Here is a 1,564-nt window from a genome sequence, read left to right as displayed (position 1 = left end):
GGGATCCGCCAGCGCCCTCTCAAACTGAAAGTTCAACGCAAAAAATGAACCTCTCTATTTATAAAATATTGATTATAGGAACGAAATGCATCGTTTGATATCTGTTATTTTTATGACCCACTCCGAAATAAGCTCTCCTTCCTCTGTGTATTCTTCACGATCTGGAATAAAGCTATACAAATTTTGTTCATCAAATGGCCGTGTCAGTTCGTCTAGAAAGAGTACATGATTTTGGACATAAACATTACCTCCAATTAAATACATCACCCACCATAATATAAAGTTGGCTGTTTGCGGGTCATACATTGTAGTTACAATGGCTGATCGACTCTCACCTCTAAGCAACCGATTTAGCGCTTCTTTCCATTGGGATAGGTATTTTTCCCTATCCCAATAAGACAAAGATGCATGGAAGTCCTCAGTAAGACTTCCAACTTTCAACGAACCAGATGCTACCCATTCACCTTCATATTCAAATTTTTCTTTACTCAAAATAATAGAAAAGCTTGTCATAAATCAGTCCTTCAAACGTTTTGATAAATCGGAATTCCAAGTTCCAGTTCTTCTACCTTTCCTATCGAACATTTTCCAGCCATTGGTTACGTTATGACCATCAACATCCGGTGAAATATAGCTTTTTCCGTTAGAAAACACGGGTTGACCATGCGAGTTAAATGGTGCTTTTTGTGGTGGTATTCGTTGAGCGTAACCCAAGTCTGCGGCTGCAGCTTTGGGATCAAAGCCTCCATAAGCTTTCTGCCAATCCCTTTGGCGAGTAGCAACAATGTCAGGGTGGTATGGGTCTCCAATTAAAGCAGGAGAGCCACCGCTAGGTGTTCCCTTTGCAACATCTTCGCTCTCACTACCATGAGCAGCACCCGCCAGCCCCAACGGATCCACCCACTCTAGTGGGTTGACAACATAGGCCTGCGGCCTTAATCCACCCGCAAACCCTATTGGGTCGGGGCTAAGATACTGGCCACTGTCTGCATCGTAATAACGGTTTACGTTATAGTAAAGGCCCGATTCCGAGTCTTCGATTTGCCCTTGGTAGCGAAGGTCACACTGTATGCTGTCGTTGGCCGCTTCTTCGCGTCGTTGCCAGTGCCGTTGTGATTGCCCGTGGTAATGGCCCCATAGCGCTTGCTCTCCCCGCCAGACAATATCACCTTGTTCATTACACAGCTCTTGCGGTGTGCCCGCGTGGTCGGTCACGATGTAATGCAGTTCGCTACCTTGATTATGGTGGGTCACTTGCGCCATCGGGCGGAAGCTGCCGGGCTCGTAGAGGTATTCGGTTTGTTGCAACACCTGCCCATCAGCCGTGGCCTGTTGCTGCTGCACGATGTGCGCGCCGTCCCACAGGTAGTGGGTTTGTGTGTCGCTGTGCGCACATTCTTTGGCGATRCGTCGCCCAAACGGGTCGTAGCGGTAGCGATACCGCGTRCCGTTGGGCAGTTCAATGTGGGTTAAGGGCGTCTAGTACACGCCCTCCGCGGTCATGGCAGCGTATTTGGTACTGCACGCAGTGTATTGGAGGCATCATAAAAGTGGACACCTCCGG

At 48.0% G+C, this 1,564-nt stretch carries 2 protein-coding genes and 1 pseudogene; all 3 read right to left on the bottom strand.

What is annotated here, in order from left to right:
- Positions 1-72 precede the first annotated feature (72 nt).
- Positions 73-513 carry a hypothetical protein gene (locus tag BZG79_RS15425; protein ID WP_077774848.1) on the bottom strand — a complete coding sequence of 147 codons (441 nt, stop codon included), beginning with the start codon at positions 511-513 and terminating at the stop codon, positions 73-75.
- 3 nt (positions 514-516) lie between these two features.
- Positions 517-1,344 (bottom strand): RHS repeat-associated core domain-containing protein, encoded by an 828-nt coding sequence (locus tag BZG79_RS16855; RefSeq protein ID WP_242414222.1) that lies wholly within the window; start codon positions 1,342-1,344, stop codon positions 517-519.
- A gap of 60 nt (positions 1,345-1,404) precedes the next feature.
- Positions 1,405-1,465 (bottom strand): annotated as a pseudogene (locus BZG79_RS16970) (hypothetical protein); the annotation flags it as partial.
- Between the last annotated feature and the right edge of the window lie 99 nt (positions 1,466-1,564).

Source organism: Salinivibrio sp. MA427, from assembly GCF_001996115.1.
Classification (GTDB): domain Bacteria; phylum Pseudomonadota; class Gammaproteobacteria; order Enterobacterales; family Vibrionaceae; genus Salinivibrio; species Salinivibrio costicola.
This window is presented reverse-complemented; position numbering and strand designations above follow the sequence as displayed.

Coding starts and splice junctions, on each gene's coding strand:
- BZG79_RS15425 (WP_077774848.1), bottom strand. CDS start 513: ATGACAAGCTTTTCTATTATTTTGAGTAAAGAAAAATTTGAATATGAA.